The 26,813-nt window shown below is 45.6% G+C and carries 28 protein-coding genes and 2 riboswitches; of the genes, 20 read left to right on the forward strand and 8 right to left on the reverse strand.

The genetic code is table 11. The annotated features are described in order from the left end of the window. The first annotated feature begins 65 nt into the window (after positions 1-65). Complete coding sequence (locus JMN17_RS10745; RefSeq protein ID WP_087991175.1) at positions 66-992, forward strand: substrate-binding domain-containing protein; 927 nt, start codon at positions 66-68, stop codon at positions 990-992. 23 nt (positions 993-1,015) lie between these two features. Here JMN17_RS10745 and JMN17_RS10750 read toward each other — a convergent pair whose 3' ends face one another. Next, the gene (locus tag JMN17_RS10750) at positions 1,016-2,869 is read right to left on the reverse strand and encodes an LTA synthase family protein (protein ID WP_202328038.1); all 1,854 of its coding nucleotides are present in this window, start codon (positions 2,867-2,869) and stop codon (positions 1,016-1,018) included. 99 nt (positions 2,870-2,968) lie between these two features. Next, a complete protein-coding gene (locus JMN17_RS10755; RefSeq protein WP_202328039.1) occupies positions 2,969-3,451 on the reverse strand; it encodes a metal-dependent hydrolase in 483 nt (160 codons plus the stop codon). 166 nt (positions 3,452-3,617) lie between these two features. Between JMN17_RS10755 and sspJ the strand changes: the two genes are divergently transcribed. Together sspJ and JMN17_RS10765 are read left to right on the forward strand one after the other, a co-directional pair. Beyond that, positions 3,618-3,758, forward strand: coding sequence for a small acid-soluble spore protein SspJ (sspJ, locus tag JMN17_RS10760; protein WP_010330072.1), 141 nt, complete (start codon positions 3,618-3,620; stop codon positions 3,756-3,758). A gap of 114 nt (positions 3,759-3,872) precedes the next feature. Continuing rightward, a riboswitch (Lysine riboswitch) is annotated at positions 3,873-4,052 on the forward strand. Positions 4,053-4,154: 102 nt separating this feature from the next. Continuing rightward, positions 4,155-5,555, forward strand: coding sequence for an amino acid permease (locus JMN17_RS10765; RefSeq protein WP_202328040.1), 1,401 nt, complete (start codon positions 4,155-4,157; stop codon positions 5,553-5,555). 38 nt (positions 5,556-5,593) lie between these two features. Here JMN17_RS10765 and JMN17_RS10770 read toward each other — a convergent pair whose 3' ends face one another. Both JMN17_RS10770 and JMN17_RS10775 read right to left on the reverse strand, forming a co-directional pair. Further along, entirely contained in the window at positions 5,594-5,863 is a 270-nt protein-coding gene (locus JMN17_RS10770; protein WP_176365275.1) for a hypothetical protein, read from the reverse strand. 55 nt (positions 5,864-5,918) lie between these two features. Further along, on the reverse strand, positions 5,919-6,866 hold the full coding sequence (locus JMN17_RS10775; RefSeq protein WP_202328041.1) for an iron-hydroxamate ABC transporter substrate-binding protein: 948 nt from the start codon (positions 6,864-6,866) through the stop codon (positions 5,919-5,921). Positions 6,867-7,070: 204 nt separating this feature from the next. On the opposite strand from JMN17_RS10775, the gene JMN17_RS10780 reads away from it, so the two are divergent. From JMN17_RS10780 to JMN17_RS10805, 6 genes are all read left to right on the forward strand, one after another. Beyond that, positions 7,071-8,117 (forward strand): FecCD family ABC transporter permease, encoded by a 1,047-nt coding sequence (locus JMN17_RS10780; protein WP_087991122.1) that lies wholly within the window; start codon positions 7,071-7,073, stop codon positions 8,115-8,117. Next, the gene (locus JMN17_RS10785) at positions 8,117-9,127 is read left to right on the forward strand and encodes a FecCD family ABC transporter permease (RefSeq protein ID WP_087991121.1); all 1,011 of its coding nucleotides are present in this window, start codon (positions 8,117-8,119) and stop codon (positions 9,125-9,127) included. Before JMN17_RS10780 ends, JMN17_RS10785 begins: the two co-directional genes overlap by 1 nt. A gap of 15 nt (positions 9,128-9,142) precedes the next feature. After that, positions 9,143-9,952, forward strand: a complete 810-nt coding sequence (locus JMN17_RS10790) for an ABC transporter ATP-binding protein (protein WP_202328042.1) — start codon at positions 9,143-9,145, stop codon at positions 9,950-9,952. 171 nt (positions 9,953-10,123) lie between these two features. Then, a complete protein-coding gene (locus tag JMN17_RS10795) occupies positions 10,124-11,317 on the forward strand; it encodes an efflux RND transporter periplasmic adaptor subunit (protein ID WP_087991120.1) in 1,194 nt (397 codons plus the stop codon). After that, positions 11,301-11,990, forward strand: a complete 690-nt coding sequence (locus JMN17_RS10800) for an ABC transporter ATP-binding protein (RefSeq protein ID WP_087991119.1) — start codon at positions 11,301-11,303, stop codon at positions 11,988-11,990. Before JMN17_RS10795 ends, JMN17_RS10800 begins: the two co-directional genes overlap by 17 nt. Next, complete coding sequence (locus JMN17_RS10805) at positions 11,983-13,212, forward strand: ABC transporter permease (protein WP_202328043.1); 1,230 nt, start codon at positions 11,983-11,985, stop codon at positions 13,210-13,212. Before JMN17_RS10800 ends, JMN17_RS10805 begins: the two co-directional genes overlap by 8 nt. A 33-nt stretch (positions 13,213-13,245) precedes the next feature. Here the strand turns inward: JMN17_RS10805 and JMN17_RS10810 are convergent, their stop codons facing one another. The 3 genes from JMN17_RS10810 to JMN17_RS10820 all read right to left on the reverse strand — a co-directional run bounded on the left by JMN17_RS10810 (position 13,246) and on the right by JMN17_RS10820 (position 15,148). Further along, complete coding sequence (locus JMN17_RS10810) at positions 13,246-13,656, reverse strand: regulatory YrvL family protein (protein WP_087991117.1); 411 nt, start codon at positions 13,654-13,656, stop codon at positions 13,246-13,248. Positions 13,657-13,716: 60 nt separating this feature from the next. After that, a complete protein-coding gene (gene oxdC / locus JMN17_RS10815) occupies positions 13,717-14,874 on the reverse strand; it encodes an oxalate decarboxylase (protein ID WP_087991116.1) in 1,158 nt (385 codons plus the stop codon). Between the two features lie 118 nt (positions 14,875-14,992). Beyond that, positions 14,993-15,148, reverse strand: a complete 156-nt coding sequence (locus JMN17_RS10820) for a YvrJ family protein (RefSeq protein WP_003221632.1) — start codon at positions 15,146-15,148, stop codon at positions 14,993-14,995. 203 nt (positions 15,149-15,351) lie between these two features. Between JMN17_RS10820 and sigO the strand changes: the two genes are divergently transcribed. The 5 genes from sigO to JMN17_RS10845 all read left to right on the forward strand — a co-directional run bounded on the left by sigO (position 15,352) and on the right by JMN17_RS10845 (position 19,675). Then, positions 15,352-15,888 carry an RNA polymerase sigma factor SigO gene (gene sigO / locus JMN17_RS10825; RefSeq protein WP_202328044.1) on the forward strand — a complete coding sequence of 179 codons (537 nt, stop codon included), beginning with the start codon at positions 15,352-15,354 and terminating at the stop codon, positions 15,886-15,888. Continuing rightward, complete coding sequence (rsoA, locus tag JMN17_RS10830; RefSeq protein ID WP_087991115.1) at positions 15,885-16,121, forward strand: sigma-O factor regulator RsoA; 237 nt, start codon at positions 15,885-15,887, stop codon at positions 16,119-16,121. The genes sigO and rsoA overlap by 4 nt, the downstream gene beginning before the upstream one ends. Before the next feature lie 154 nt (positions 16,122-16,275). After that, the gene (gene yvrH, locus JMN17_RS10835) at positions 16,276-16,989 is read left to right on the forward strand and encodes a two-component system response regulator YvrH (protein ID WP_087991174.1); all 714 of its coding nucleotides are present in this window, start codon (positions 16,276-16,278) and stop codon (positions 16,987-16,989) included. Continuing rightward, positions 16,986-18,728 (forward strand): ATP-binding response regulator, encoded by a 1,743-nt coding sequence (locus JMN17_RS10840; RefSeq protein WP_202328045.1) that lies wholly within the window; start codon positions 16,986-16,988, stop codon positions 18,726-18,728. The genes yvrH and JMN17_RS10840 overlap by 4 nt, the downstream gene beginning before the upstream one ends. A 68-nt stretch (positions 18,729-18,796) precedes the next feature. Beyond that, the gene (locus JMN17_RS10845; protein ID WP_202328046.1) at positions 18,797-19,675 is read left to right on the forward strand and encodes an SMP-30/gluconolactonase/LRE family protein; all 879 of its coding nucleotides are present in this window, start codon (positions 18,797-18,799) and stop codon (positions 19,673-19,675) included. A 37-nt stretch (positions 19,676-19,712) separates the two neighbouring features. On the opposite strand, the gene JMN17_RS10850 is transcribed toward JMN17_RS10845, so the two are convergent. Next, positions 19,713-20,504 (reverse strand): SDR family NAD(P)-dependent oxidoreductase, encoded by a 792-nt coding sequence (locus JMN17_RS10850; RefSeq protein ID WP_087991112.1) that lies wholly within the window; start codon positions 20,502-20,504, stop codon positions 19,713-19,715. A gap of 152 nt (positions 20,505-20,656) precedes the next feature. After that, a riboswitch (cobalamin riboswitch) is annotated at positions 20,657-20,796 on the forward strand. 105 nt (positions 20,797-20,901) lie between these two features. On the opposite strand from JMN17_RS10850, the gene JMN17_RS10855 reads away from it, so the two are divergent. The 6 genes from JMN17_RS10855 to liaI all read left to right on the forward strand — a co-directional run bounded on the left by JMN17_RS10855 (position 20,902) and on the right by liaI (position 26,788). Next, complete coding sequence (locus tag JMN17_RS10855; protein WP_202328047.1) at positions 20,902-21,846, forward strand: ABC transporter substrate-binding protein; 945 nt, start codon at positions 20,902-20,904, stop codon at positions 21,844-21,846. Further along, positions 21,809-22,870 (forward strand): FecCD family ABC transporter permease, encoded by a 1,062-nt coding sequence (locus JMN17_RS10860; protein ID WP_202328048.1) that lies wholly within the window; start codon positions 21,809-21,811, stop codon positions 22,868-22,870. The genes JMN17_RS10855 and JMN17_RS10860 overlap by 38 nt, the downstream gene beginning before the upstream one ends. Next, on the forward strand, positions 22,870-24,198 hold the full coding sequence (locus JMN17_RS10865; RefSeq protein WP_202328235.1) for an ABC transporter ATP-binding protein: 1,329 nt from the start codon (positions 22,870-22,872) through the stop codon (positions 24,196-24,198). Before JMN17_RS10860 ends, JMN17_RS10865 begins: the two co-directional genes overlap by 1 nt. 22 nt (positions 24,199-24,220) lie before the next feature. Beyond that, positions 24,221-24,802, forward strand: coding sequence for a cob(I)yrinic acid a,c-diamide adenosyltransferase (locus tag JMN17_RS10870; protein ID WP_202328049.1), 582 nt, complete (start codon positions 24,221-24,223; stop codon positions 24,800-24,802). Positions 24,803-24,977: 175 nt separating this feature from the next. Further along, a complete protein-coding gene (locus tag JMN17_RS10875) occupies positions 24,978-26,246 on the forward strand; it encodes an MFS transporter (protein ID WP_202328050.1) in 1,269 nt (422 codons plus the stop codon). A 161-nt stretch (positions 26,247-26,407) separates the two neighbouring features. Beyond that, the gene (liaI, locus tag JMN17_RS10880; protein ID WP_202328051.1) at positions 26,408-26,788 is read left to right on the forward strand and encodes a cell envelope stress-induced membrane anchor protein LiaI; all 381 of its coding nucleotides are present in this window, start codon (positions 26,408-26,410) and stop codon (positions 26,786-26,788) included. Positions 26,789-26,813: the final 25 nt, after the last annotated feature.

Consider the following 26,813-nt stretch of genomic DNA (forward strand, 5'->3'; position numbering starts at 1 on the left):
GTTTGGCTTATGTGGGTTTTTTTACATTCGACGAAAAGGTATAATAAAATAGGAGAGTGATGATGATGAATGAAACCTCTTCCTATACGATAGAAGAAGTTGCAGGTCTGCTGAAGGTATCAAAGCTGACCGTTTATGATTTGATTAAAAAAGGCGTGCTGCCTGCTTACCGTGTCGGAAGGCAGATGCGTGTGGATGAAGAAGATTTAAAGCAATATAAGATGAATATGAGAATGTCGCAGCCCATTTCTGCTGCCGAAGAGCCGAATCAGATGCAGGAGGCTGAGCCGGACTGCAGAAAAAATGTCATGATCAGCGGACAGGACATTTCGATGGATCTGCTCAGCAAGCATTTGGAGAATGTGATTCAGGAGACGCCGCTCCGTAAATACAAAGGAAGCTTAAACAGCTTGATTGATATGTATCAAGGCAAGTGTGACATTGTCAGCTTGCATTTGTATGATGCGGAAACCAGCCAGTATAATGCGCCTTATGTAAAACGGATTTTGTCAGGTGAACCGTTTTGTCTGATCAATGTCGTTCTCCGCAAAGCCGGACTGTATGTTCAAAAAGGGAATCCGAAAAACATTCAAGGCTGGGATGACTTAAGAAGGGCAGATATCCGGATCATCAACAGAGAAAAGGGTTCTGGCGCAAGAGTGCTGCTTGATGAACAGCTTGGCTTGCTCGGTGTGAAACCGGCTGATGTAAAAGGATACGGCGATATCGTGACCGATCATTACGCTGTCGCTTCACAAGTCTCAAGCGGACAGGCTGACGCGGGAATCGGGGCGCAGCACGCGGCACATATGGGCAGTGTTGATTTTATCCCGCTCATCGACGAACAATATGATATCGTCGTTTTGAAAAAACATGAGCAGCTGCTGAAGGCCGTGAAAGACATCTTGAATGCTGAGGAATACAAGGCGAATCTGTCTCATTTGAACGGCTATCAAACAAAACTCACCGGCAAAGTGATGTTGGAAACGTAAAAAATCCCTCAAAGAGGGATTTTTTATTGAGTAAACCTGAGCAGGTCTCCGTTTAAAATTTTATCAGAGAGAGACAGCTCTTCGGTTGCTTTTTCTTTATATGGGAGGCACGCATCCTGATCTTCCAGCACGTCCCCTGTTTTTTGGCTGTAGCACGTGTTTTTCGTGTAGACATAGTCGTTCGTAATAAAACTGCCGTTTCGCAGCACGGTGAATGGTGTGCGGTCGTTTGACAGTAAATCATTTCCAAATTGGATATCGCCTTTTGTCTCAATGCCGAGCAGATGCATCAGTGTCGGCTTGACGTCGACCTGCCCTCCGGCATCAGGGATGGTTTCCGGCTTTTGATCTGTGATTCCCGGAATATGTATGATAAACGGCACTCGCTGGAGCTGAACGTTGTCATACGGCGTGATTTCATCTTTTCCTAAAAACTCGGCCATCGCCTCGTTATGGGCTTCAGAAATGCCATAATGATCTCCCATGAATACAATCATCGAATTTTCGTATAAGCCTTCGTCCTTCAGCTTTTTGATAAAACGCTTCAATGCCTCATCTTCATAGCGCACCGTAGTCACATAGCGATTTAACAGACCGCTGCTTGAATCGTATTCATCAATCAGCTGATCCTTTTCATCAATTTCAAACGGAAAATGGTTCGTTAACGTGATGAAATTGCTGTAAAACGGCTGCGGCAGGCTATTGAGCTTGCCGGCGGACTGCTCTAAAAATTCCTTATCCTTTAGGCCCCAGCTTGTCGATGTCCCGGGAGTGACGTGGAAATCATCAACATCAAAAAAGCGGTCAATCCCAAATGTATTGTACATCACATCTCGGTTCCAAAATGTTTTATGGTTGGCGTGAAAGACGGCTGAATAATAATCATGTTGTTTCAGCGATTTGTACATCGTATGAAATTGATGATCGCTTTTCGTAAAAAAGACGGCCCCGCTAAGGGAAGGATACAGTGAGTTGGCGACGATGAATTCTGAGTCAGATGTTTTGCCTTGTTCTGTTTGCTGATAGAAATGATCGAAAGAATAGCTTTTTTTGATGAAATCATTCATAAACGGGGTGATTTCTTTTCCATTTACCTTTTCATTCAGAACAAAGCTTTGGGTCGATTCAAGCGTTACAAAGATGACGTTGCGCCCCTTTGCCAGCCCGAACTTGCTTTGATCAGGCTTGCTGTAATCAGCCTCTGTATAGTTTTTAATCGCAGTCATGCTGTCTTCATCGGCAAATGCCTTCGCGCTTATATTCACAGTCTGAGAAATCGTATCGTATATATGGAACTGAAACAGACCGATGCTTTTGACGAGCATTTCCCGGTCAAAGGAATGTGCCAAAAGCTTCGGCTGCTGTACTTCTGCAAGTGCCAGAGTACATAGAATCATGCCGCAGGAAGCTGCATAGTACCGTTTAATCGTACGGGGGGCGGCTTTTGTCTGCGGGTTCTTCTCTTTACGGGCAATCAGCAGCAGACAAACCAAATCCGCAAACAGGGCGATAAACAGAGGGTTGAACAGTTCTTTTACACTGCTGCCCATATCGCTCATGTTACTGGCCTGAAACAAAACCGGGATGGTAATAAAATCGATATAAAAGCCGTAAAAAATCGTATTGGAGATCAAGATAATAGTCAGAACCAAATTGGCAATCAGCAAAAAGACCCGCTGCTTGTTATCTTTTAGAAACAGGCCAATCCCGAATAAAGGAAGGATAAAGCTGAGCGGATTGATCAGCAATATCAGCTCCTCCGACAGAGAATCAATCTGCAAATCAAACCCGAGTTTATAGATTACATACGTTTTGATCCACATGAATACGATCGAAATACATAAAAACCGCTGATTGTGAAAAAAGGTTCCTTTCATTAATATGACTCCTCACGTTTTCTTGATCATCTGCATGAAATGCTTCTTATGTAAAACCTACTAAAAACAGCCCGTTAAGACAAGTGTCAGCACTCACGTTTAAAACATGCGTCCATGAAACAGCATATAAAAGTAGTAACATGATGCAATTGTCAGGCCGGCTAACACAAGCTGCTCAGAAAAACTGCCTGTCTTCATATAAAATGGGAGCCTTACGCGAATCGTTGAAGGGAATAATAATTTAATTCCATTCACCGTCCAAGCGTCAAGAATCAAGTGACTCACCATTCCGATCATCAGTCCGGTTGATATGTTTTTATCTGGAATATATGTGGCTGTGATAAAAAACATGATGAGCAGAAACAGCAGGCTGTGCGTAAACGTTCGATGGCCAAAAACGGAGCTGACCGTTTTCGATAGGATAGGAAATCTTCTCCCGATTTTGCTTTGCGTGTGGCAGATATCGGGAATCAATGCCCCAACCGCGCCGGACGCAGCCATAAGCACTGGATCAAATCCATAATAATAAGCTGCTGCCGTACAAGAAGCGATGCCTCCCATGATGTGTGTTTTTCCTGTCATTTCCCGCTTCTCCTTTTATCTTTTGCAAAAATGTCTGAATTACAAATATATCAAGAGAATGTATGTTTGATCAACAGGACTTTGGACGATAAAAAATTTTCCGCATAATTTTTCAAGGAAAAAGGCATCTTAATCGTGTACCTATTTTCTAAAAGAGGTGATACGAATGGATTTCTTTAATAAAGATAAAGGAAAACGTTCTGAAAAAGAAAAAAACGTAATCCAGGGAGCTCTTGAAGATGCCGGTTCAGCTCTAAAAGATGATCCGCTTCAAGAAGCTGTGCAAAAAAAGAAAAACAATCGATAACCCATGCGGATAGGGCTTGGCTCTATCCGTATTTCCATCTGTTCCCTTTGACAGATCATCCTTTCTTTGATAACCTTCTGGGAGTAACTGAATTATTAAATCCTCACTCTTTCTCAGTGAGGTAGAGGTTGCGCGGATGATGAGTAGCACATGACAGGCTGACAGGGGCTGTTTAACATGTGTAAAAGGCATCAGCGCCGAAGTGTGGAGAAAGCCGATCCTTCTCTATGCTGGGACTGTATCTGAATAAGTGCAGGACTGCCGCGTGCTTTTTCGCGGAGGGCTATCCGGAGATCAAGGGTGTGTGTTTCTTTAAGCATGGACTTTTGTTCAGGCTTTTTTGCGTTTACATGATCTCGGGGTCTGGTCCGTACAAAGAATCATGGAGGTACTGGAATGGAACAGACGAAAAAATGGGGTTTTTGGTTATTAACGGCGTTTGTCGTTGGAAATATGGTAGGATCGGGAATTTTCTCCTTGCCAAGCTCGCTTGCTTCAATCGCGAGTCCGCTTGGCGCCACGTCCGCTTGGCTTTTGACAGGTGCCGGCGTGCTGATGATTGCACTTGTCTTCGGGCATTTGTCCATCCGCAAGCCTGAACTGAAGGCGGGACCGCAAAGTTATGCAAGGGCGCTGTTCTCTGATCCGAAGAAAGGGAACGCTGCCGGTTTCACAATGGTGTGGGGCTACTGGGTGGCGAGCTGGATCAGTAACGTGGCGATTATCACAAGCCTCGCCGGTTACTTGACTTCGTTTTTCCCGATCTTGGTTGATAAACGTGAAATGTTTTCGCTCGGCGGGCAAGAGGTGACACTCGGCCAATTGCTGACGTTTGCAGTATGTACGATCTTGTTATGGGGCACGCACACGATTCTCGTTACTAGCATTAACGGTGCAAGTAAATTGAACTTTGTCACGACGCTTTCTAAAGTACTAGGTTTTGTTTTCTTTATCGTTGCCGGATTGTTTGTGTTTCAAACGGCATTATTCGATCATTTTTATTTTCCGGTTCAAGGAGAAAACGGCACAAGCATTGGAATTGGCGGCCAGGTGCATAACGCGGCGATTTCTACACTGTGGGCGTTTGTCGGAATTGAATCAGCAGTTATCCTATCCGGCCGTGCGCGCTCTCAGCGTGATGTGAAACGCGCGACAATTACCGGATTGCTGATTGCTTTGAGCATTTATATTATCGTGACTTTAATTACGATGGGTGTTCTGCCGCATGATAAGCTTGTCGGCTCTGAAAAGCCGTTCGTTGATGTGCTGTATGCGATTGTCGGAAACGCGGGAAGCGTGATTATGGCGCTATTGGCTATCCTTTGTTTATTCGGAACGATGCTCGGCTGGATTTTGCTTGGCTCTGAGGTTCCATATCAAGCCGCTAAAGCGGGAGATTTTCCGGCATTCTTTGCAAAAACGAATAAAAAGGGAAGTCCGATTATCGCATTAATGATTACAAACGTCATGTCACAGGTCTTCATCTTCTCGGTTATTTCCCGGACAATAAGTGACGCATTTACGTTTTTAACGACAGCGGCAACACTTGCGTATTTAATTCCGTATTTGGTATCTGCGATTTACAGCTTGAAGCTTGTCATCAAAGGTGAAACGTATGACCAGCTGAGAGGTTCCCGTGTAAAAGACGGATTAATCGCGATATTAGCGTGCGCATACTCATTGTTTGTCATCATAACAGGCACAGCGGATTTAACGACATTTACTCTCGGCATCGGTTTATTCTTTGTCGGCTTGATCGTTTATCCATTTGTTGTTAAAAAGTTCCGGAAAGCATAAACAAAAGACACCTGATTAGTTTCCATCAGGTGTCTTTTTTATAAAATCACAATTTGCCGTGTTAGCAATCCGATCGTTAAAACAGCTGAAAGGAAAGCAGAAATAGAAAGAAAAACCTTCACGGATAATCGAATATGCAAAAAGCGTTTTTTCAGCCTTTCCAGCAAACCAAACAGAACGAGCACTAAGATAAATACAAGAAGCACACTAGAAAAAGGTTTTCCGATATAGAGCCCGTTAAAAAAACTGATCGCGATGATGATGCAGCTAAATATGAATTGCGCAAGAAAATATCCGATGTGGTTCAAAATGAGCCGCTCCTTATAGATGTGCAAAAGAGCCGCGGGCAGGCGGCTCTTTTGTTTATTTTGTTAAGCTTTCCGTAATAAACTTCAGCTGGCCTTCTAATGAAATCGGATCAGAGAAATAGAAGCCAATAGGGTCAATCTTGTAGACACGGTCGTGTTTAACGGCGTCTAGGTTCTTCCAAATGGAGCTGTCAAATACGCCGCCATCGTCGCCGCCTGCTTGCCATGGACCCGCGAAAATATAATCTCCCGCGAAGTCAGGGAGCTTCTCTAATGAAATACTTGTATATCCGGGACCCTGATCAATGGCTTTTTCCTTTGTCAGCTTTGTAGCCTGCAAGCCAAGATCTTTGTAAATGATGCTTCCGCCTCTTCCGAAATCTTTACCGAATACGTAGATGTCTTTTCCATTCGTTTGCATAATGGAGACTGTTTTGTCACCCACAGCTTTTTTGATTTTTGTTTTAGCCGCCGCAACTTTTTTATCCCACTCAGTCAGCCATTTTTCTGCTTTATCTTCAGTTCCTGTCATTTTTGCGAATTCTTTCAGCTGCTCGATATTGTCAAGCTTATCGTATGTTACCGCGACAGTCGGCGCGATTTTTTGAAGCTTTTTAATATCAGCGCCTTGCGTTGTCCAGACGATAATCAAGTCAGGATTCAAATCAATGACTTTTTCAACGGAAGTACCGTCTCCGATGCTTGTAACGCCGTCGGTTTTTCCTTTGTAATAAGGGTTTTTAAATACATTCTCAGGCGCACCGACGACGTTGATGCCGAGTGTTTTGAAGTAGCCGTAGTAGCCGTCAGCCATGACAACCACCCGTTTAGGATGCTTAGGGATTTTCACATTTCCGTTTTCAGCCTTGTATGTAACGGTTTCTTCGTCTTTGGAATCAGAGGAAGAGCCTTTGCTTTCTGTGTTATTCCCGCAGGCTGCCAATGCTGCAATCAATAACACGGCAAAAAACGCGGCTCCGAGTTTCTTATATATAAGGGTCATATCTCATACCTTCTTTCCGAAAAATGGGTGATAAAGAGAATCATTATCAATGTGATTATACCATCGCAAGAGCCAGTTTACACGGTAATTTTGCAATTATATGCTCATTTTTGTTCAAAACGCTCTATTACAACAGCGGAAAAAAATGATATACTTGATCAGTAATTGATAATCATTATCATTATGGGAAAGGAAGTACGGCTGTTGAGTCAAAGTAAAAATATACAGACGATATCAGAAGAAAACCAATGGACGTCAAGGTCATTTGGCGCGGTCATTGTCCTTATTGCAGGGATGTGTTTACTATGCCTTGGCGCGCTTTTATCCATATCTCTCGGTGCTGCGGATATTCATTTGCGCACGGTGTGGGACGCCATCTTTCATTTTCAGCCGACAGAGACGTCCCACCAAATCATACACGATCTTCGACTGCCGAGAACGGCTGCCGCCGCGCTTGTCGGTGCCTTGTTAGCAGTGTCGGGAGCGATCATGCAGGGGATGACGAGAAACCCTTTGGCAGAGCCTTCGATTATGGGAGTTACATCAGGCTCTGCGTTTGCCATTTCAATTGCATTTGCCTTTTTCCCCGGGCTTTCGACGATGGGGCTTGTGCTATGGTCCTTTGCAGGAGCGGGGCTGGGGGCATCAACAGTAATGGGGATTGGCATGTTTTCAAGGGGCGGACTTACGCCAGTAAAGTTTGCTCTGGCTGGATCGGCAGTTTCTTATTTCTTTACAGGCATTTCAACCGCCGTTGCAATCCGCTTTGATGTCGCTCAGGATATCAGTTTTTGGTATGCAGGCGGGGTAGCGGGTGTGAAATGGTCAGGTGTTCATCTCTTGCTTCTCGCAGGGGCGGTCGGTTTAACGCTTGCGTTTATCATCGCCCGGTCTGTGACAGTGTTAAGTCTCGGAGACGAGCTGGCGAAAGGGCTTGGACAATATACATCAGCGGTGAAACTGGTTGGCATGCTTGTCGTTGTGATTTTGACGGGAGCTGCGGTTTCCATTGCCGGCACCATCGCATTTATCGGGCTGATCATTCCGCATATTACCCGGTTTTTGGTGGGTGTGGATTATCGGTGGATTATTCCTTGCTCGGCGGTGCTTGGCGCCGTTTTGCTAGTTTTTGCTGACATTGCGGCAAGACTCGTCAACGCGCCCTTTGAAACGCCTGTCGGCGCGCTGACCTCTCTTATCGGTGTTCCCTTTTTCTTTTATTTGGCACGTCGGGAAAGGAGAGGGCTGTAATGAAAACAAAAACGAAAAAACCGCTCGCTGTGATGGTTGTGACCTTTCTGCTCATCGTGCTGGTCTTTTTTATCAGTTTAAATTTGGGCGTCATCAAAATTGCACCGCTTAAAACGCTTCAAGTCTTTTTCGGTCAAGGAACGGCGCGTGATGAACTTGTCTTATTTGAGTTCAGGCTGCCCCGGATCATCCTTTCTTTGCTCGTTGGGGCAGGAATCGCTGTTGCCGGCGCCATTTTGCAAAGCGTTTCTCAAAATGATCTGGCTGAGCCCGGCATTCTTGGAATTAACGCCGGCGGCTCGCTTGCTGTTGTGCTTTTTATATACTTTTTTCAAGGGTCAGCTTCAGATCTCAGCTTTTTCGGAACATTTATGCTGCCGTTCAGTGCTTTGGCTGGCGCATTTCTCGCCGCGCTTCTCATTTATCTTCTGGCTTGGAAAAAAGGCGTGACACCGATTCGGCTGATTTTAGTAGGTATTGGCGTGAATGCTGGTTTTAACGCTCTGTTGCTGATTTTTCAGCTCAAGATGGACCCTCATGATTTTATGCAGGCCGCGGTTTGGATATCCGGCTCGATATGGGGGGCGAACTGGAATATGATTTGGGCGATCCTTCCTTGGATTGTGATCTTGCTTCCGTTTACTTTATATAAGGCACGTTATTTGAACATTTTGCAGCTCGGAGACCAATTAGCGACGGGGCTGGGCACTGCTGTTGAAAGGGAAAGACGGATTCTCCTTCTGGCGGCGGTCACTCTTGCCGCTTCATGCGTGGCAGCTGCAGGGGGCATCGCGTTTCTCGGATTGATCGCGCCCCACGTGGCAAGAAGGCTTACCGGTCCGCGTCACCAGACGCTGATACCGGTCTCCGCCTTCATCGGCGCATTTCTGTTTTTGCTCGCTGATACGCTGGCGAGAAATGTATTGGCACCTTCGGAAATTCCGGTCGGACTTGTCATTTCCGTGCTAGGCGCGCCTTACTTTATTTATTTATTGATGAAAGCGAATTAGAGGAGGGGGCCGAATATGAATTCATTATCAACGGAACAGCTTGGAATCGGTTATGGTGACACGGTGATTGTAGAAGATTTAAATATCTCGATTCCTAAAGGGAAAATCACCACCTTAATTGGCCCGAATGGCTGCGGGAAATCAACAATATTAAAAACAATGTCCAGAATTATGCGTTCACATAAAGGTGCCGTCTATTTAAACGGCAAAGCCATTCATAAAATGTCTACAAAAGACATTGCGAAAGATATGGCGATTCTGCCGCAGACACCTGAAGCGCCAAGCGGTTTAACGGTGTATGAATTGGTGTCGTACGGCAGGTTTCCGCATCAATCAGGATTCGGCCGATTACATGATGAAGATCGCCGGATTATCAAATGGGCGCTTGAAGAAACAGGCATGGCTGAATACGCTGAACGGCCGATTGAGGCACTGTCAGGCGGACAGCGTCAGCGGGTGTGGATAGCCATGGCGCTTGCGCAAGGGACGGAACTGCTGCTGCTGGATGAACCTACAACGTACCTTGATCTCGCACACCAGCTTGAAATTCTGCAGCTGCTTGACAGGCTCAACAAAGAACAGGGGCGGACGATTTTAATGGTCATTCATGATCTGAACCACGCGGCCCGTTTTTCTCATTATATGATCGCGCTCAAAAACGGCACGGTTATCAAGGAGGGCGGCGCACTGGAGGTCATGACACCGGACATTTTGAAGCAGGTATTTCAGATTGATGCCGAAATCGTGACCGATCCCCGTACAAATAAACCTGTATGCTTGACCTATGACCTGATTAAAAATGAAAAAGCGCTTATTTCTGTGTAAGAAAAATCCCGGTTCAGAGCCGGGATTTTTTATTTTCGGCCGTGAAAATACAATTTTTCTATTTGATTCCTTCATTTCAATAAAAAGATTGCAAGTCTTTTTGAATTAATAGATAATATTGGTTATAATGTTTCGAAAATATTACATAGTTTACAGAAAGAGGAGATCGGTGTGTCCAAGAAGAAAAAATGGCTTATTGGCGGTGCGATATGTGCCGGTGTGCTTGTATTAGCTGGGATCGGCGCCGGCGGTGTTTACTTTTTTACCCACATCAACCAAGTTGCCGTATCGTCGGAGCCCTATGCAGAATCGGTAGCGGTATACATGGGAGGAGAATCAGAATCAGGCCAAACGTTTTCTGGAAAGGTTGAACCTGAGAAGCAGCAGAAAGTATATATCGATTCTGAAAAAGGCAGCATTAAAAAAACATACGTCAAAGAAGGCGATCAGGTCAAAAAGGGCGATAAGCTTTTTGAGTATGAGGGCGAGGATCATTCTGACGAAGTTGAACAAGCCAATTTGCAAATCGAAATGACAAACCTGCAAATCAGCCGCTTGCAAAAATCAATAACGGAAACGGAAAAACAGCTGAAAACGGCTGGAAAAGAAGAGAAATCACAGCTTCAAGATGAGCTTGATCAGGCCAATTTCGATTTGAAAACAAGCCAGCTTGAGCTGAAGCAGCATCAAAAAGAGCTGGCTGCCCTGACGAAAAACAAAGGTTCCAATGTCATAACAAGCAAGCATGACGGGATCGTTCAAAGCGTCAATCAGGATATCGCCGCCGGAGCAACGGGCGACCAGGCAGCAGGACCGTATATCCAGATTGTTTCGACGGGCAAATACCTAGTCAAAAGCCAAATCAACGAGCTGTTAATGGACACAATCAAAAAAGGCAGCAAAGTCAGAGTCACGCTGAAAACAGGCGGTGAAGGCGAGTGGAAAGGAAAGGTCACTTCGATCGGCAAGCTTCCAGCGGGAACAGGCGAGGGTGAGGAATCAGAAAGTTTTGCTGAAGAAGAAATGAACCCTCAATCCTCTAACTATCCTTTCACCGTTTTATTAGACAGCCATAAAGGTCTCGAAGTCGGCTATCATGTCAACATCGAAGTGATGAGTGATGAGGCTGACGCGGACACGATTAAGCTGCCTTCCGACATGGTCATTCAGGATGACGGAGAACCGTACGTGTGGAAAGCGGATGAGAAGCAGAAAGCGGTCAAGCAGCCTGTTGAAATCGGAGAGACTGATGAAAATGACATGGTGGAAATTAAGAGCGGCTTGACGCCGGAAGATTATGTGATCTATCCTGATCCCGCGGTCAAGGAAGGAAAGCAGGTTACAGTCAATGCTGACATTGAATAATATTTCGAAATCGTACAAGCTGGGAAAAGAAGAAGTTCCGATCTTAAAACATATTAATCTGACGGTCCAAGCTGGTGAGTTTCTAGCTATTATGGGGCCTTCCGGTTCTGGAAAGTCAACGCTAATGAATATCATCGGCTGTTTGGATAGGCCAACCTCCGGAACCTATACGCTTGATCAGATAGATATATTGAAAGGGAAAGACGGTGCCTTAGCCGAAATCCGCAACGAGTCAATCGGGTTTGTGTTTCAAACCTTTCATTTGCTGCCGCGTCTCACCGCACTGCAAAATGTCGAGCTGCCGATGATCTACAATAAAGTGAAGAAAAAAGAGAGAAGGCAGAGAGCCTATGAAGCGCTGGAAAAGGTCGGGCTGAAAAACAGGGTCTCCTACAAGCCTCCGAAGCTGTCCGGCGGGCAAAAGCAGCGGGTGGCGATAGCGAGAGCCCTAGTCAATCAGCCGAGGTTTATTTTAGCTGATGAACCGACCGGGGCGCTTGATACCAAATCAAGCGAACAAATTTTGTCGCTGTTTTCTGAATTGCATCAAGAAGGCAAGACCATTATTATGATTACCCATGACCCGGACGTTGCAAAAAAAGCTGACAGAACCGTTTTTATCAGAGATGGAGAATTGGTATTAGATGAGAGAGGGGATATCAGCCATGCTTGAACATATTCGAATCTCCTTTCAATCGATTTTCTCTCATAAACTTAGATCCATTCTGACAATGCTCGGTGTCATTATCGGCATAGCGGCAATTATCGCGATTGTATCGATGCTGAAGGGGCAAAGCGAACAATTAAAGCAAAGCATGATCGGCATGGGAAATAACGCGATCAATGTTGTCTACCAGCCGTCGGGCGGAGAAGAGGAGGGCGGCGGCTATCAGGTTTCGTATACGACTGCACCGCCTGTAGCTGACGAAACAGTAAAGGCGATTAAATCTGATCCTATGGTCAAAGGATTATCCTTATATTACTTGTCTGAAGGCGCGAGCGTCTTTCATTTGACAAACGTTTCGTACCCTCAGGTATACGGAGTTGACGGTGACTACTTTGATATGTTCCCAATCCGTATAACCGAAGGGAGAAAGCTGGCGGAAAACGAATTGAACAGCACACACCAAGTGGCGATGATCAATGAAGCTGCCAGAGATGAACTGTTTACAGACGGAGACGCTCTGCATAAAAGCATTGAGATGAATGGTGTGCCGTTTAAGGTCGCCGGTGTTTTCACAGAAAAAAAACAGCAGGAAAGCATGTTTGAAGGCGACTATGCGAACCCGGTTTTGTACATTCCGAAAAAAGTGTGGCCGCTCATTGAAGGATTTGACGCGCCGACACAGATTGCTGTGCAGGCTGATTCTTCTGAGCATATCCAAGAAGCCGGCGTAATGGCTGCTGATCTTTTAAACCAAGGACTGTCAGATGCTGAGTTGGAAAAAGCAGAGTATAGTGTGATGGATCTTCAGGAGATCGCGCAGGAAGTGGAGTCCTTTAATCAGTCATTTGCATTGCTGCTTGGCGGAATCGCCAGTATTTCACTTTTGGTCGGCGGTATCGGCGTCATGAACATCATGCTCGTTTCCGTCACGGAGCGCACGAGGGAAATCGGGATTAAGAAAGCGCTCGGTGCTAAGCGGCGTGTGATTTTATTTCAATTTTTAACTGAGGCGGTCGTGCTGACAAGCATTGGCGGAATACTTGGTGTGCTGGCGGGCTTCGGCATCGCTAAGCTGCTGACGGTCGTTTTTCCAATGCCTTTTATCGTCTCCGTTCCGGCTGTTGTCGGGGCACTCATCTTTTCAATGGCAGTCGGCATTATCTTCGGCTTGCTTCCTTCCATCAAGGCATCTAAGCTTCAGCCTGTAGACGCGCTGCGCTATGAATAAAAAGAACGCATCCATTTGGAATGCGTTCTTTTTTTAGGTGGGAAGGGCCGAATTGCATTTGTCTAAAATCAGAAAAACGGCTGCGACAATCATTTCTTCTGTGGTGGACAGCCAGATGTCGCTGATCATTTCGTCTGTCGTATGAGCAGTCATCCACAAAAACAGCAGCTGTACGATGCCGGCTAGAAGAATGAATAAGTGTTTGTCTGTCTTGAAAAATGTAAAGCTATGTATCATCAGGCGTTCAAATGGTTCTAAGAATAGGCCGAGGACAAGAAATAACAGGGCAAAAAGCAGGACGTGAGCCGCTGAGCGGTAGCTCGTTCCTGCTATGGAAAACAATATATAGATGACGGCAAAATAGGTCAACACCACTGCCGCCGCGGCCAAAAAGTATTTTATAGAGAGCCGCAATAATCGATTTGAAGACATTTGATGTTTCACTGGTTCATCTCCTTATAAAGGCCTGCAGAGAACGAGCGCTCTCTGCAGGCCGGCAGTTTTTTATTTACTGCATTTCTTTTTCACAACCGGATGTTTTTCTTTTGAAAGGATATCGGTAAAGTCTTTGCCTAATTCAAGATGCTGTTGAACAAGTGTCTCAGGAAGCATGGCAAGCCATTGGTTTAAAGATATATCGGCATAATGGTCGTCTTTGAAGATCTCTAAAAAGACTAGCGGTTCATCTCCAGTGTTTTCAACGTAATGCCCCATTGCAAACGGAACATATCCAACATCACCGGCTTGGTAGTCGAACGTTCTCGCATGGCCGTCAGATGCAAAAACGGTCATTCTTGCTTGGCCGGAGATGTAGTATTGCCATTCGTGCGTATTCGGATGCCAGTGCAGCTCTCTCATGGCGCCGGGTTCCACTGTTACGAGAGCGGATGCGATCGTTTTAGACACTTTGAAGTTTGTTGAATCTGCAATGTATACTTTTCCTCCCTCTGATTCAATTGGCTCTTGCTCAAGAAGACGATGGGTAAACGGATAAGGCGCTTCACCGTTCGGCCCTTCTACAATGTCATCTTTCAAATTTCCTGGGACAGGCTCTTCAAATATATATTTCTCTTCGCCTGGCAAATTGGCAATATCTTCTTTTGTTACGCCAAAGTTCGCAGCAATGACTTCCATAGGTGTATGGGCAAGCCAATCTGTCAGCTGGAACGTGCTGTTTTCAGAGAATGATCCATCGTCAAACACGAGCAGGAACTCAGCTCCTTCATCCAGCGCTTGAATAGAGTGCGGCAGGCCTGACGGGAAGTACCAAAGATCTCCTTCGCCTATATCATCAATAAAGCTGCGCCCTTGCTCATCCACAATCGTGACTCTTGCACGTCCGTAAATCATATAAGCCCATTCTGCTTCCTTATGCCAATGCAGCTCGCGAATGGCGCCAGGTTTCAGCCGCATATTGACAGATGCGAGGTTTTCTGAAATCGGCAGCTCACGTACGGTGACTTCACGGGCATATCCGCCTTTTTCTAATCGGTTGTGAGTATCAGAGAACGAAAACTTCATATTGCTTACGGTACCATGATCAGTCTCCGGCGGAACGAGCATATCAGGATTTTGGCGGTCTCTTTCAATATTGCGCGGGATTTTTACTGTTGCTCCTTTGTCTCCTCTGATTGGCTGCGGAATGTCGTTTTGTTTTTTCATGAAATGTTCCTCCCTTAATTTAAATGCGATAGCAGAAAGAGAAGGTGAAAGGCCTTTCGTTTTCCCTTCTGTCTTGTTAAGTGAAAAAAACCAGTGAAAAGTCAACTTCGATTGAAAATTAATTTTTTGCTTTCTGATCTTTTAGTTCTGTCATCAGTTCGATAAGCTGATCAAACTTTTTCTCAAATCGGGTCAGCAGATACATTGCAATCAGTGCAGGGAATCCCAGATTGCCGATCTGTTTTACGACTTCCTCTATAAAAACCTGATCCATGGAAAATACCTCCCTTCTTTTTTTGAAGTCATGTATGTAAGTGAAGGAAATCCAAGAAAACGTAAACTCGCGGCTGGCGTATTTAAGACAAGCGCCAGTCAGAAAGTAGTAGTTTACTTTTTTTTGCTTTCCTTCATTTAATTTAGTAGGGAGGCGGTTTGATGGACTATCAAGGTCTTTTGCGATCAAAATGTAAGGAGATAATGAAGCATCCCATCGTGAAGCATTTTTTGAGCAATCCTCAGCATTACCGTTTGTTCAAAAACGTAATGGAAAGCCCGAACGAAAAAGATGCAAAATCATTGGACGAGCAATTTAAACAATTTTATAAGGAAATCCGCATCGTCAAGTATATGAATTCAATGATTCGCATCTTTTCTATTGATTTTGATAAGCGGGTTCGCAAAAACCAAAAACGGTATCCGCTGACGGTCGATCATCCGGAAACGGGAGATCGGCTTCCTTCCGAAACAGGAAGCGATGCGTTTGAAGCATTTTTAGATATGCAGGATGACTTGAGCCAGCATGTTCATGATTATCAGCTCTACCAAGCGATCCAGAAGCTGACTGACAAACAAAAAAGCGTGCTGACGAAAGTCTATCTTCACGGTGCCACGATGCAAGAGATTGCCGATTCATTAGGGGAGTCACGGCAAAACATCTCCAACATTCATAAAAAAGGGCTTGAGAATATCAGAAAACAGCTAGCGGCTCAAAAAAAGGGGGAAAGTAAGCTGTGAACGGCGAGTTTGAACAAAAGAACCAAAAAGACGATAAATTTGACATTGAACATCTGATTGAATGCTTTTCACCGATGATCAGAAAAAAACTCAGCAATACGTCCTTTCAAGAAAGAGAAGATTTAGAGCAAGAGCTGAAGATCAAAATGTTTGAAAAGGCTGATATGCTTTTGTGCCAGGATGTTCCGGGGTTTTGGGAGTTTATTTTGTATATGGTAGACGAGAACTCATAACCATTTATCATCTGAAAATACGAGAAACGGGAACTGCCACGTTCCCGTTTTTTATTTGTCCTGTCAGGGGAAGACGACTCCTATTCAAAAATGCACCAAAAATAATCGATATAATGATAAGATGGAAAAAACAGTGACAGAAAGGAACATAGAAGTGGAAAATGCGTCAATTTTAATCGTAGACGATGAGAAAGCGATTGTGGATATGATCAAACGCGTTCTCGAAAAAGAAGGTTATCGAAATTTACTGGATGCGGCAAGCGCAGAAGCAGCGATTCCGGTTGTGAAGGCCAATAAGGTAGATTTGATCGTGCTGGATGTCATGATGGGCGGGATGTCCGGTTTTGAAGCCTGCACGCTGATCAGAGAGTATTCAGAGGCTCCGATTTTTTTCCTGACGGCAAGATCATCCGACGCGGACAAATTGTCGGGCTTTGCGGTTGGGGCTGATGACTATATCACAAAACCATTTAATCCGCTGGAATTAGCGGCGCGAATCAGAGCCCACCTCAAGCGCACATATCAGTCGAAAGAAACAAGTTCAAATCAAACCTATACATATGATTATTTTACATTTTCTCCGCAAAATGCCGAGCTGATTGTAGGCGGGAGTGCCGTCGCTTGTTCAGCCCAGCTTTTGCAGCTTTTGCAGTATTTTTGTGAACACCCTAATGTGGTGCTTTCCAAGGATCAAATTTATGAAAAAGTGTGGGGCTATCCTTCCTATGGCGACAACAATACCGTCATGGTTCATATTCGCAAGCTCAGGGAAAAAATTGAGCGCGATCCGAGCAATCCGGAGTATATTGTAACGGTTCGCGGTCTAGGATACCGTTTTATCCCGAATCCTGAAGGCAAGCGGTCATGAGGTTGAGATGGAAATTTTTGTTTCATTTTTTCGGGCAGATGCTGATTGTGATCCTGCTGCTCACGGTTATGCTGGTTGCATCGTTTTTCTATTTAGATTCGCGCTTTAGCGATGCGGAATCCAATTCAGGGCTGACGAAGGCAACGACCGACACACTTGAGGCATATCTCGATGTAAACGAAGACGGGGCATGGGAAGTGGATAATTTTCTGAAGAAATCTGTCGATAAACAGGACGGATGGATGCAAATCATTGATTCCAAAGGGAAAACCGCTTATTCCTACAGTGTGCCTAAAGACGTGCCAAACACCCATACCAAAAAAGAGCTTCTATCTATTTATAAAACCAAAAAGCTTAATCAGTATAAGGTGAATTATTGGGCCATCAATATTGAAGACAAGTCATACCTTTTGTTATCAGGCTGGAAATTAAAGAGCGAACAGCTGCTGGCTTCCATTGGAAAACGTGAACAAAAAATAGACGTTCCAGCACATTATAAGCCGAGTACCATCGACTATATTAAAAAGGAAAAAGGCTCCATTTACCTATTAGACAGCAATGGAAACATCCTTGACAGCGTCAACAGCACAAAAAGTGAAAGAAAAACGATGAACCAGCTGGAGCTGCTCAAATACAGCTCCAAACCTTGGAACTATAAGCGGGAAATTTCCGTTAAGATCCTTGATCAAGACAGATGGATGGTCGCTACGGTGCCGAACCCTGTCTACGTCACCGATCAGGAGTTTAACAAATCATTTCTGAAGGTTGTTCTAAAGGCGATGTTTCTGATCATGGGTGTTCTGTTCCTGTATATCATTTGGATGACAGTTTGGTATATGTTCCGATTCGGGCTGCCGATTTTTCACACGATTAAATGGCTGGTCAACCTATCAAAAGGGAAGCTCGAGGAACCGAAAAACCGGAGCGGCCTTCCTGTCAGCAAAAACAAAAAGGGGAAAATCAAACAGCCGTATCGCTTCTTCGGTGAGATTTTTGAATCCATGGATCAGCTGACTGAAACGCTGAGACGGGATAAGAGAAATAGAGAAAAAATCCAGGCGACAAGGGAAGAATGGATTGCCGGTTTGTCGCACGATTTAAAAACACCGCTCAGCAGCATTTACGGCTACAGCATGATGCTTGAGTCTAAGCAGTATGATTGGTCGCCGGAGGAAGTGAAAGAAATGGGGCAGGTTGTCAGGGAAAAATCTGAATACATGTCCAAGCTGATTGAAGACTTAAATTTAACGTATCGGCTGAAAAATGATGCCCTTCCAATTGAGAGAAATCTGACAAGCCTGATCCCGTTTTTTAAAAACGTTATTGAGGATTTTAAGAAAAATCCGTTTTCTGAAGGGTATGATATCTCCTTTGTATCTAAAGAAGAGCATATTGAATTTGCGCTTGATGAAGGGTGGTTCAGGCGTATATTAGAAAACCTCCTTGGAAATGCGGTGAAACACAACGACAAAGGAACAGAGATTCAGGTCATTCTGGAACGAACTAAAAATCATATTTCGTTGAAGGTTAAGGACAACGGGAAGGGAATGGATGAAGAAACGATCACCCATTTGTTTAACCGTTACTACAGAGGGACGAACACAAAAGATTCATCTGCCGGAACGGGCCTCGGACTCGCCATTGCCAAGGAGCTTGTCCATCTGCATCACGGGACGATTCACGTGAACAGCAGAATGAACATTGGAACGGTCATTACCATCCTTTTTAAAAAGCAATAAACATGTGGTTTGGCCGCCTCTTTGACGGGAATAACAATATATAGTCTTAAGCTAAAGAGGTGTAACACATGGATGCAGTATTGGAAGCGGACACTCGGGCAGTCATTGGTGAAGGCCCGCTATGGGATGAAGAAAACGGCCGTTTATATTGGGTTGATATCTTAGGGAGCGAGCTCCACATCTTCGACTCTGAAGAAAAAATCAACCGGTCGATCAAATTCAAGTCCTTTGTGACGGCGCTTGCGAAATATTCCAAGGATGAACTGATGATGACGATGAAAGATGGATTTTACCTGTATCATCTTCAGGATGACAGCTTGGAAAAGATCAAACAGCCGAACGATATGGATGAGAGCCTGCGTTTTAATGACGCGAAATGTGATCCGTGCGGAAGGCTTTGGGCGGGGACGACGAGCATGGAAGGCGAACAAAAACGGGCCTCGCTATACCGTTTGGATCAAGACGGCAGTCTCGTCAAAATCAAAGATCAAGTCTCCACCTCGAACGGTTTGGATTGGGACCGCGAGCGGAATTTAATGTATTACATCGACACGCCGACTCAGGAAATTGTTCGCTACAGGTTTGATCCTGAAAGCGGAAATGTCTCGAATCCAGAACCTGTCTATCGTTTTGATCAATCAGAAGGATTGCCGGACGGCATGACAATCGACCAAAACGGCATGCTGTGGGTGGCGCTGTTTGGCGGCAGCCGCGTTGTTCACATTGACCCGTTTCAGAAGAAAGAAATCGGTTCAATCACCGTTCCGGCTAAATATGTCACGTGCTGCGCGTTCGGCGGCAGAGACTTAAAAACCCTTTACATCACAACGGCAACGGAACAAATGACAGAAACAGAAAGATACGAGCAGCCTCACGCGGGAGGACTGTTTTCAGCAAAACTGGAAACAGGCGGATACCAGTCCGTTCCATTCGCTGGAGACGTATAAAAAAACGCATCCGAAACATGGATGCGTTTTTTGCATATTAGAGAGAACGGATAATGCCGCCTTCTACACGCTGTGCCGTACCGTTAATGGCGGATGCGGCGCCAGATGCAAGAAATACGATCGTGTTGGCGACTTCTTCTGCTGTCGCGTATCGCTGAATAAGAGAAGTCGGCTCATTGACTTTGAAATAGTCTTTGATGAATGTATCTGTATCCTGGCCGGCTGCCTGTGCGGCGCCCTCCATGTAGGATGCTACGCCCTCTGTCCAAGTAGGTCCCGGAAGCACTGAGTTGACCGTCACATTCGTGCCTTTGGTCATTTCAGCCATTCCTCTTGAAAGGCTGATCAGCGCCGTTTTTGTCATTGAGTACGGAATCATCGTTGGAAGCGGTTTGATGCCTGCTTCACTTGCGATATTTAAAATGCGGCCGCTGTTTTTGGCAAGCATTTTTGGAAGGAAGTGGCGGCTTGTCCGAACCGCGCTCATCACGTTCACTTCAAAATATTGATTCCACTCTTCATCTGTCACATCCGCAAAGTCTTTTACTTCGAAGAAACCAAGGTTGTTGACAAGGATATCGACATCACCGATTTCATTTACTTTTTCAATAAAAGCCGCTGCTTCATCTGTTTTTGACAAATCAGCAGCCGCGCCATGCACCGTTCCGTAGCCAGAAAGCTCTTCAACCGTGCGATTGACAGTCTCCTGTTTGCGTCCGTTGACAATGACTGCCGCACCCTCTTGCAGAAAGCTTTTTGCCGCGGCTTTCCCGATGCCGGACGTCGAGCCGGTGATGATGACAAGTTTGTCTTTTAGCTGTAAATCCATAAGATCATTCCTTTTCATTGATGATGGTATAAAGTATACAAGAACAAATTTAGTGTTTACGAGGATTTTGCTCCCATACACATAGCGGGGAAAAGTCATTCAGGACACATATACAAGCCTATCAGTCATATAGTATAATTACTCCGAAAAAAGGATACGAATGTCAAATAGGTGCCGGTCCGTGAACAACAGCCGGCTTAATAGGGAAACCGGTAAAAGCCGGTGCGGTCCCGCCACTGTAATTGGCCATAGCGCCAAGAGCCAGGATACCTGCCTGTTTGATCAGCACGAAATCTGCGAGGACAGATGATGTGTAAACAATAGGCTTTTTTGTGTTGTTTACAGCATCTTTACCATCGTAGAGATGCTTTTTTTAGTTCACTTAGGAGGAAAGATGATGAAAAAACTAGCCGGAATATGGACTGCGCTTCTGCTGGCTGCCGTTATGATAGCAGGCTGCGGCAATACGGCAGATCAGAAGGATTCCAAGGCAAAACAAAAGACGGAAGCGTTTCCTGTCACCATTGATGATGCGTCAAAGCAAGATGTGACCATCAAAAAGGAGCCGGAAACGATTGTTTCATTAATGCCGAGCAACACAGAAATCACATACGCTCTCGGTCTTGGTGAAAAAGTGGTCGGTGTCACCACAAACGATACATATCCAAAGGAAGTCAAAAAGGTTGAGAAGGTCGGAGATATGAATGTGAACGTTGAGAAAGTCATTTCTCTAAAGCCAGATCTCGTTCTTGCCCATGAGTCTTCCATGTCAGCGTCAGCGGATGCCATTAAACAGCTGAAGGACGCGGGCATAACCGTGCTGACTGTCAATGATGCGCAATCATTTTCCGAGGTCTACAAATCAATTGAAATGATCGGAGAAGCTGCCGGGACAGAGAAAAAAGCTGACCAGCTCGTGAAAAGCATGAAATCAGATTTGCAGGATATTCAAGAAAAAGCGAAAACCATTTCAAAAGACGAGGAGAAAAGCGTATTTATCGAGGTTTCTCCTGCTCCCGACATTTACACAACCGGAAAAGACACGTTTATGAATGAAATGCTCAATGTCATCCATGCTAAAAACGCAGCAGCAGACCAAACAGGCTGGGTGCAAATGACAGACGAGGCGATCGTAAAACTCAATCCTGATGCTATCGTTACAACAGACGGAGTGAAAGCGAAAGCAGTGGAAAAACGCACTGGCTGGAGCGAAATCAATGCTGTGAAACATCATCGCGTGTATGATGTGGATCCTGATCTCGTGACACGTTCCGGTCCCCGTCTGATCGAAGGGGTCGAAGAACTTGCGGAAAGCATTTATCCGGATACGTTTAAGGAATAATCGTTTTGCCGCATATGTCATCGGTTTTTCATTTTTAGCCCTGAGCATCATCTTGGGAATTTCTTGCGGCAGCCTGCAAATCCCTATTCCCGCTATCCTTCGTGTCTTCTGGCATGAAGGCTTCGGCGGCTCTATCGGCCCTGATGACCCGATGTACACAAATATTATGATGAATATCAGACTGCCGAGAGTTGTGCTGGCCGCCCTTGTGGGGGCGGCTCTTTCTATCGCGGGGGCTGCTTTTCAGGGGTTGTTGAAAAATCCGCTTGCTGATCCCTACACGCTCGGTGTTTCATCCGGTGCTTCAGTCGGAGCGGTTGTGACCCTGTTCTTCGGCCTGCAGCTGCCTGTCATCGGAGGGTTTACACTCCCGGTTGTGAGTGTGGCCGCGGCACTTGCCACGATTGCGGCGGTTCTTTCCTTCAGCCGCCTCGTTCATGCTTCGATGTCTGTCTCCACCCTCATTTTGACCGGTGTCATCATCAACTCATTTTTGGGCGCGTTTATTTCTCTTATCATTGCCCTGACAGGAGACAACCTGCTGCCGATTGTGCATTGGCTGCTAGGCAGCGTCTCGATGAGAGGCTGGGGCTATGTTGTTCTGTTCCTCCCGTTTTTTCTTTTGGGAACCATTTTACTGATCATTAACGGAAGAGAGCTGAACGTGATGACATATGGAGAAGACAAAGCAAAGCTTCTCGGGGTCAGTGTTCAGCGGAGAAAAATGCTGATTTTAATAGCGGGCTCTTTTTTGACGGGAAGCGCTGTGGCTGTATCCGGCACGATCGGCTTTGTCGGTCTTGTCATTCCGCATATCACAAGGCTTTTGTGGGGCACGGACCATCGGCATTTACTGCCGCTGTCCGCTTTGCTCGGAGCAGGTTTTCTCGTTTTGGCCGATCTGCTTTCCAGAACGATCATCGAGCCGGTTGAACTGCCGATTGGGATCATTACGTCCCTGGCGGGGGCGCCTGTTTTCGCCCTTATTTTAATTCGGCAGCACCGCGGGGGGAGGAGCTTATGATAAAAGCAGAAGGGCTGTCGGGGGGCTATGGAGACACCGAGCTGATCGACAATGTCAGCTTAACAGTGGAGAAGGGTGAATTTCTCGGTATTCTCGGCCCTAATGGAAGCGGAAAAACTACGCTTTTGAACTTGCTGACAGGTACGCTGCGGGCCAAGGAGGGCAGCGTTTATCTGGCTGGCAAACCGCTGGCTGACTATAAACCGAAGGAACTGGCGCAAATGATGGCCGTCCTGCCGCAAAAAACGGATCAAGCCTTTACCTTTACCGTCAAAGAAACTGTAGCCTTCGGCAGATATCCATTTCAAACAGGGCTGTTCAGACAGCAGACTGACAAGGATGAAGCCATTGTACAGGAAGCAATGGAGCAAACAGGAGTGGCCGCTTTTGCACAAAAATCGATCCGTGATCTAAGCGGAGGGGAACAGCAGCGGGTGTATTTGGCCCAAGCTTTGGCGCAGCAGCCGCGCATTTTATTTCTGGACGAGCCGACAAATTTTCTCGACCTGGCTTATCAAAAAGACCTGCTTGATCTCATCAAACGCCTGACAAGAGAAAATGGATTGGCGGCTGTCAGCGTTTTTCATGATCTGAACACCGCGAGCCTGTACTGTGATGAGCTCTTGTTTATGAAAAACGGTACAGCCGTACCTAAGCAAAAACCGGAATATGCTGTCACAGAACATCACATAAAGGCCGTGTACAATACAGATGTCACCACATTGGTCCATCACAGCTCACCTAAACCGATGATTGCGATTCAGCCTGAACAAAACAGCGTGAATCATAAACCTATCCCATTTGAAGCTTTGCTCCAAGCGGGGTGCGATGACATTCTTCTGCAGACAGAAATTCCGCTTCGTACCCTGTCCTCCGCGCCTGTCGGTGCAGGGTTTTCATGGAGCAGGACGCTGATCCATAAACTGCTGCCGGTTCAGACAGACCATATAGAAGGGCTTACGGCCTACCTAGCAGAAAGCGGTTTTCAGCTGGCGGAAACTTGTGCGATGGCTTCTTCGGGAAGGCTTGACCGTTTCGTGTATCGAACGTATGAAGATAGAGAACTTTCCATTACGATATGCGTCATGTCCGGCTTTTCGATATGGATTTTGATCAACGGCTATGCGGCAGATCAATTCTTTGTCAAAGCTCTTATGGCTGCCGAAGCAGAACGGGTGAAAGTGTTAGGGGACAGACGGGCAGAGGGGGATATTCTCATCGCTGCGACACAAGCTCGTCAATCTGAAAACATAGATAAGCGGCTCGACCAATTGATACAGATCGGAACAGCTGAATGTGTAAAAGAAGCGGCAGAGCTGTTTGAATAAGTCTGTAAAGGAGACATATTGCATGAAACTATATACAAAAACAGGCGATAAGGGACAAACGAGCCTAGTCGGAGGCAGAACGGACAAGGACAGCCTTCGCGTCGAAAGCTACGGCACGATTGACGAACTGAACAGCTTTGTCGGTCTTACTTTGGCAGAGCTTTCCGGGCAGCCCGGCTTTGAAGATGTGACAGCCGAGCTGCTCACCATCCAGCATGAGCTGTTTGACTGCGGAGGCGATTTGGCAATCGTCACAAAAAGAAAAGACTATACACTAAAGGAAGAATCCGTTTCCTTTTTAGAAACGCGCATTGATGCCTATACAGCAGAAGCGCCAGAATTGAAGAAATTTATTCTTCCGGGCGGATCGAAGGGCGCTTCGCTTCTCCATGCGGCGCGCACCATTACAAGGCGGGCGGAACGCAGAGTGGCGGCGCTGATGAAATCGGAGGAGATCCATGAAACAGTGCTGCGTTATCTCAATCGTCTGTCTGATTATTTTTTTGCCGCCGCACGGGTAGTGAATGTGAGAAGCGGCATTGCCGATGTAGAATATGAAAGAAGTGCTATTGTGTTTCGGGACCGAAACAGCAGCGAATCATAAAAAGAGAAAATGAAAGCCGGCGTGTTTCCATACATGCCGGCTTTTTTGTTTTTCATTCTGTCAATTACCCATTTTACGACAAAAAATGAACCTTATGAATTATTGACTGAAAAATGGAAAAGTGAGATATTGAAACAAATAGATGTAAAAAATAGGCAGTAGGGGGCTCTGATAGATGGTGAATTTAATTGAAAGTGATAGCATCTGGAAGAGAAATTTTAATTATCTTTTTTTCTCAAGAATAGTCAAGATATCCGGCGATATGTTCGCATTTAATTCGATATTATGGTTTTTAATTTATGACGGCAAAGGCGCGATCGGCACTGCATTATTGATTGCTGTCACTTTTTTGCCGGAAGCTGTGCTGGCGCCTGTGACGGGCCCTTTCATGAAGCAGAACACGCTGAAATTTTGGATGTACTTTTCAGACCTGACTAGGGCAGTGGTTGTCTTGATTATTCCTCTTTGTCATTTTGCGGGCTTTTCTCCGCTGTGGTTTGTCATGTCGCTTATGATTGTGCATTCTGCTACAGGGGCTGCCTACAATCCCGCCTCCATAGCTTTAATTCCCCAAATTGTAAATGAACAGGGCATTCAAAAAGCAAACGCTGTGCTGCAGTCCTCGGCTCAAATTGTCCGGCTCGGAGCTGTCACGTTATGCGGCGCTTTTCTTACATTTATCAGCCCTTCTTATACAATGCTTATCGCACTTGTTCTCTATTTGGTTTCTGGCTTTCTCGTCCTTTTCATTAAATATACTGCGGTTGAATCTCAATCAGAGTCTGCTGCCGTTACGCAGAGAGGCACATATATGGGCAGGCTGAAACGCGGGTTTACACTCGTCAGAAAACATCAGATTTTATATCCGCTCGCCATTTACTGTATCTTTATGAATTTCGCGGCTGCCCCTTGGGAAGCGCTCTCAGCCGTTTACGTTGCGGAAGATTTAAACGGTCAGCCGATCGTTTACTCGCTTTTAAAGGCCACTACCGCCGCAGGCGCGTTTTTATTGGGATTTGTGCTGGCGAAAGTCAAAGTAAACAGGTACGGTCTGCTATTCGTAACTGCCGGCATTATTGAAGGATTTGCTTTCTTTATTACCGGGATGAATACCTTTTTGCCGCTCGTCTTTCTCGCTGCGTTTACCTTTGGCGCCGCAGTCAGTGCTGTAAATGTTCCTGAGTACACGATTATCCAGACATCTGTGGATAGTGAGGATCAGCCGCAGGTCTACGCCGTTATACATATGATCTCAAATATTTCCATACCTGCCGGAGCTGTCATTTGCGGGTATGCTGCAAACGCCTTTGGTTCAGGACCTGTAATCGCTGTTGGAGGGGTTGTTGAAATTATTGCGGGTATCGGCATTTTGCTTTTTACAAAGCTGGCCAAAGCAGAACAGGCCGACCTGGTCAAAGAAAGGGAAGCAAGTGTTCATCTGTAAAGGGTTTTGAAACGCCATGCCTCGTGCATGGCGTTTTTTTGTGTCCATAGGTCTGGCACGAGATACGACTCCGGTCTTATATCAAAATCAATCTCTGATTCGTTTTGCGCAAATGCTAATTTGTTTAAGATGAAGACAAGGAAAACGAAAGGAGGATCTGCATGAAGATAAACAAGAGAACAATAGGCGGATTCTTATTAATTGTATTTGGGATCTCCGTCTTTTTTGGAGGAGGAAGCTTCGGCTTTATTATCCCGCTCGCCATCGGGAGCTTGATGACATACGCGGGAATCAAAAGGTTTGCTGCAGGAAAAACCATCACAGGAATGATCGTAGGCGGTATCGGAGCGATCATGCTCATCTGCTCACTTCCGTTTGTCGTCGGACTGGCGCTGGCGGCAGCTATGGTGTATTACGGCTGGAAGCTGATGAAAAACGGATCAGCTGATAACGGTGTATCATCTTTTGATCCGGAACCGGCTTCGGCTGCCTATCAATCTCACTTTGATGACGAATGGGAAGAATTTTTGAAGAAAAAATAATATCAGCATATGAGGAGGAATCAGG

Source organism: Bacillus sp. RHFS10 (assembly GCF_016757475.1).
GTDB lineage: Bacteria > Bacillota > Bacilli > Bacillales > Bacillaceae > Bacillus > Bacillus subtilis_G.

Excerpts from the sequence above, each read along its gene's own strand:
- JMN17_RS10745 (WP_087991175.1), top strand. The coding sequence starts at position 66 with ATGAATGAAACCTCTTCCTATACGATAGAAGAAGTTGCAGGTCTGCTG.
- JMN17_RS10750 (WP_202328038.1), bottom strand. The coding sequence starts at position 2,869 with ATGAAAGGAACCTTTTTTCACAATCAGCGGTTTTTATGTATTTCGATC.
- JMN17_RS10755 (WP_202328039.1), bottom strand. The coding sequence starts at position 3,451 with ATGACAGGAAAAACACACATCATGGGAGGCATCGCTTCTTGTACGGCA.
- sspJ (WP_010330072.1), top strand. The coding sequence starts at position 3,618 with ATGGATTTCTTTAATAAAGATAAAGGAAAACGTTCTGAAAAAGAAAAA.
- JMN17_RS10765 (WP_202328040.1), top strand. The coding sequence starts at position 4,155 with ATGGAACAGACGAAAAAATGGGGTTTTTGGTTATTAACGGCGTTTGTC.
- JMN17_RS10775 (WP_202328041.1), bottom strand. The coding sequence starts at position 6,866 with ATGACCCTTATATATAAGAAACTCGGAGCCGCGTTTTTTGCCGTGTTA.
- JMN17_RS10785 (WP_087991121.1), top strand. The coding sequence starts at position 8,117 with ATGAAAACAAAAACGAAAAAACCGCTCGCTGTGATGGTTGTGACCTTT.
- JMN17_RS10790 (WP_202328042.1), top strand. The coding sequence starts at position 9,143 with ATGAATTCATTATCAACGGAACAGCTTGGAATCGGTTATGGTGACACG.
- JMN17_RS10800 (WP_087991119.1), top strand. The coding sequence starts at position 11,301 with ATGCTGACATTGAATAATATTTCGAAATCGTACAAGCTGGGAAAAGAA.
- JMN17_RS10805 (WP_202328043.1), top strand. The coding sequence starts at position 11,983 with ATGCTTGAACATATTCGAATCTCCTTTCAATCGATTTTCTCTCATAAA.
- oxdC (WP_087991116.1), bottom strand. The coding sequence starts at position 14,874 with ATGAAAAAACAAAACGACATTCCGCAGCCAATCAGAGGAGACAAAGGA.
- JMN17_RS10820 (WP_003221632.1), bottom strand. The coding sequence starts at position 15,148 with ATGGATCAGGTTTTTATAGAGGAAGTCGTAAAACAGATCGGCAATCTG.
- sigO (WP_202328044.1), top strand. The coding sequence starts at position 15,352 with ATGAAGCATCCCATCGTGAAGCATTTTTTGAGCAATCCTCAGCATTAC.
- JMN17_RS10840 (WP_202328045.1), top strand. The coding sequence starts at position 16,986 with ATGAGGTTGAGATGGAAATTTTTGTTTCATTTTTTCGGGCAGATGCTG.
- JMN17_RS10845 (WP_202328046.1), top strand. The coding sequence starts at position 18,797 with ATGGATGCAGTATTGGAAGCGGACACTCGGGCAGTCATTGGTGAAGGC.
- JMN17_RS10850 (WP_087991112.1), bottom strand. The coding sequence starts at position 20,504 with ATGGATTTACAGCTAAAAGACAAACTTGTCATCATCACCGGCTCGACG.
- JMN17_RS10855 (WP_202328047.1), top strand. The coding sequence starts at position 20,902 with ATGAAAAAACTAGCCGGAATATGGACTGCGCTTCTGCTGGCTGCCGTT.
- JMN17_RS10870 (WP_202328049.1), top strand. The coding sequence starts at position 24,221 with ATGAAACTATATACAAAAACAGGCGATAAGGGACAAACGAGCCTAGTC.
- JMN17_RS10875 (WP_202328050.1), top strand. The coding sequence starts at position 24,978 with ATGGTGAATTTAATTGAAAGTGATAGCATCTGGAAGAGAAATTTTAAT.
- liaI (WP_202328051.1), top strand. The coding sequence starts at position 26,408 with ATGAAGATAAACAAGAGAACAATAGGCGGATTCTTATTAATTGTATTT.